Here is a 2888-nt window from a genome sequence, read left to right on the forward strand (position 1 = left end):
CGGCCTTCTCGGGCGGGTAGAAGGGATGACGGCGGGCCCCGGGCAGGCGGGCTGTGCGAGGCGACGAATGTCGTCGGCCAGGGTGAGCACGTGCTGGCCGGCGCTGTGCTCGTGGAAGTAGTAGATGCCCTCGTGCTCCATGAGGCGCGAGACGAAGGCGCAGTCGGTCTCGTTGTACTGCACGCAGTAGTCCCAGGTGCGGTAGCTCTGGGTGAGCTTGCGCTGCAGCGGGTAGCCGTATTTGCCGAGCACCTCCTCGATGATGTCGGGCACGGTCTTGTTCTGAAAGATCTTGAAGTCGCTTTGCCGTGTGGCCAGCCACAGCCAGGGGCTCAGGCGGGCCTTGTAGGTGTAGAAGCGGTGGTCCTGGCCCTGCAGCCCGAAGCGGGTGACGATGCCGTCCAGGTAGCGCGTGCCGCCCCCTTCGGTCTCCACCACGATGGTGGCGCTCTTGCCCAGCAGGGCCTTGGGGTCGATGGATTTGCTCTCGCTCAGCAGGTCCACGTCCAAGGAGAACAGCTCGGAGAGCGCTTCTTTGCCCTGCAGCTGGCGAAACTGCAACTGCTCGCCCAGGGGCGTCTGGATGGTGACTCGGCGTGTCATGGGTGCAGCGGCCGCGAAGGGCCGGTGGGTCGGATTGGAATGGGCCGAATGATAGTGCGCGGCTGAGCGCATCCCACCCCCCGGAAATCCCCCCGCCAGCGGGAAAATGCCTCTAGATGTAACCAATTGCGGCTGTTTCGGCCGCAACGCACACGAAATCACACAGACCGCCGCCCCATCTCCAGGCCCATGGGGCACCGCCCGGCGGCCACCGGGCCACCCCCGCAGTCACCCCCGCAGTCACCCCCGCACGCCCCCGGCCAGGGCCGCCGCCTGCTGCTGGAACACGCGCCAGAACGCCGCGTCCTGCGTGGTGGTGAAGTTGATGCGCATGAGCGTGCACGGCTGGCGGCTGGCGTGGAACAGCGCGCCCGGCGCGAGCAGGTAGCCCTCGTCCAGCATGCGCTGGGCCAGCACGTCGGTGTCCACGCCCGTCTCGACCCAGCCGAACATGCCGGCCGGCTCGGCCGCGAAGGTGCAGCCGGCCTCCAGCGCCAGCTGCACGCTGCGCGCCCGGGCCTGGGCCAGCCGCTGGCGCATGCGGTCGCTGTGGCGGCGCAGCATGCCCTGCTCGATGCACAGGGCCATGGCTTTTTCCAGCAGCGAGGGCGTGGTCAGCGTGGACAGCAGCTTGGTGTCCAGCAGCGGCTCCACCAGATCGGGCGGCGCGGCCAGGTAGCCGATGCGCCAGTTGGGCGCGAGGATCTTGGCGAAGCCGCTCACGTAGATGGTGCGCGCCAGGCCGTCCAGCACCGTGAGGCGCGTGGCGTGTTCCGGCGCGATGTGGCTGTAGGTGTCGTCTTCGACGATGTGAAAGCCGTGCCGCCCGGCCAGCTGCAGCACCTGGTGCGCGCTGCCCGGCGTGAGGCAGTAGCCGGTGGGGTTGTGGAACACGCTCACGCTCACGAAGAGCTTGGGGGCGTGCACCTCGCAGTAGCGCTCCATCACCGCGAGGTCGGGGCCCTGGGCGCCGCGCGGCACCGGCAGGATGCGCATGCCCAGCGCATCGAGCCGCGCGAACTCCACCGACCAGCCGGGTTCTTCCACCATCACGGTGTCGCCCGCCTTCAGCAGGGTGCGGCTCACGATGTCCAGCGCGTGCGTGGCGCCCATGGTGGTGATGACCTGGCTGGCCTGTGCGGGCACGCCGAAGCCCTGCAGGCGCCGGGCCAGCACCTCGCGCAGGGTGGGCTCGCCCATGGGGTCGCCGTACTGCAGCGAGCTGTCCTGCAGCGCCCGGCCGCTGGCAACCTTGCGCACCGCCGCGCCCATGAAGGTGTTTTCCAGCCAGTCGCGCGGGAACACACCGGCCCCCGGCTGCGGGTGGCTGGAGGCCTGGTGGAACATGCCGCGGATCAGCGCCGTGGCATTGACGCACGAGCCCGAGGGCAGCGGGGACAGCACGGGGGAAGACTTGCGGTCGTTTGCTATTTTTTCTATAGCGCCATGCCCTAGTGGAATATGCCCTTCAGGCATTTTTTGTGCAATGTCGCGCACATAGAAGCCCCGCTGGCTGCGGGCCTCCACCAGGCCCTGCGCGAGGAGCTGGTCGTAGGCGGCCACCACCGTGTACGCGCTCACGCCCTGCAGCCGTGCGCATTCGCGCACCGAAGGCAGCCGCGCGCCGGCGGGCAGCAGCCGGGCGCGGATGCGTTCGGCGAAGCGCTCGGCCAGTTGCTCGGTCAGGGATCGGCGGGCGGTGCGGGTCAGCATGGCGGGGGGCTCCTTCACTGTGCTGATGCAAACACCAATACAGATCATGAAATTGTCGAAATAACTGTATTGCAACTGTAATGGAATCTGCTCCTACATTGGAAGCCACAACCCCTGCAACACCCCATGCCCTTCGTCGAATTCACCGCCCTGCTGGCGCTGGCCACCGCCATGAGCTTCAGCCCCGGGCCCAACACCACGCTGGCCACGGCGATCGCTGCCAACCGCGGCCTGCGCCACGCGATGCGCTTCGTCTGGGCGGTGCCCCTGGGCTGGAGCGCCCTGCTGCTGGTGTGCGCGGGCGGTGTCGGCGCGCTGGTGATGGCGGTGCCGGCGGTGCGCCTGGGCATCAAGGTGCTGGGCATCGGCTACCTGCTGTGGCTGGCCTTCAAGCTGAGCCGCAGCGCCCAACTGGGCCAGGCGCAGGCCGGGCGCATGGACGTGGGCTTCTGGCAGGGCGCGGCGATGCAGTTCGTCAACATCAAGGCCTGGCTGCTGGCGCTGACCATCGTGGCCGGCTGGATCGCCGGGCGCGACGATGCCCTGGCGCGGCTGGGCGTGGTGCTGCCGGT

General features: G+C 68.7%; 2 protein-coding genes and 1 pseudogene. 1 reads left to right on the forward strand and 2 read right to left on the reverse strand.

Annotated elements, in window-relative coordinates; all coding sequences use genetic code 11:
- Positions 1 to 603: pseudogene (locus tag AC27IQ_RS21660) on the reverse strand (type VI secretion system Vgr family protein); the annotation flags it as partial.
- A 240-nt stretch (positions 604 to 843) separates the two neighbouring features.
- Positions 844 to 2316: an aminotransferase-like domain-containing protein gene (locus AC27IQ_RS21665; RefSeq protein ID WP_272566885.1), complete on the reverse strand. Its 1473-nt coding sequence runs from the start codon at positions 2314 to 2316 to the stop codon at positions 844 to 846.
- Positions 2317 to 2442: 126 nt separating this feature from the next.
- Here AC27IQ_RS21665 and AC27IQ_RS21670 point away from each other — a divergent pair.
- The coding region (locus tag AC27IQ_RS21670; protein WP_487090744.1) for a LysE family translocator at positions 2443 to 2888 on the forward strand (446 nt) is incomplete at its 3' end.

This window comes from Acidovorax sp. KPB24-07, from assembly GCF_057543315.1.

Excerpts from the sequence above, each read along its gene's own strand:
- AC27IQ_RS21665 (WP_272566885.1), bottom strand. The coding sequence starts at position 2,316 with ATGCTGACCCGCACCGCCCGCCGATCCCTGACCGAGCAACTGGCCGAG.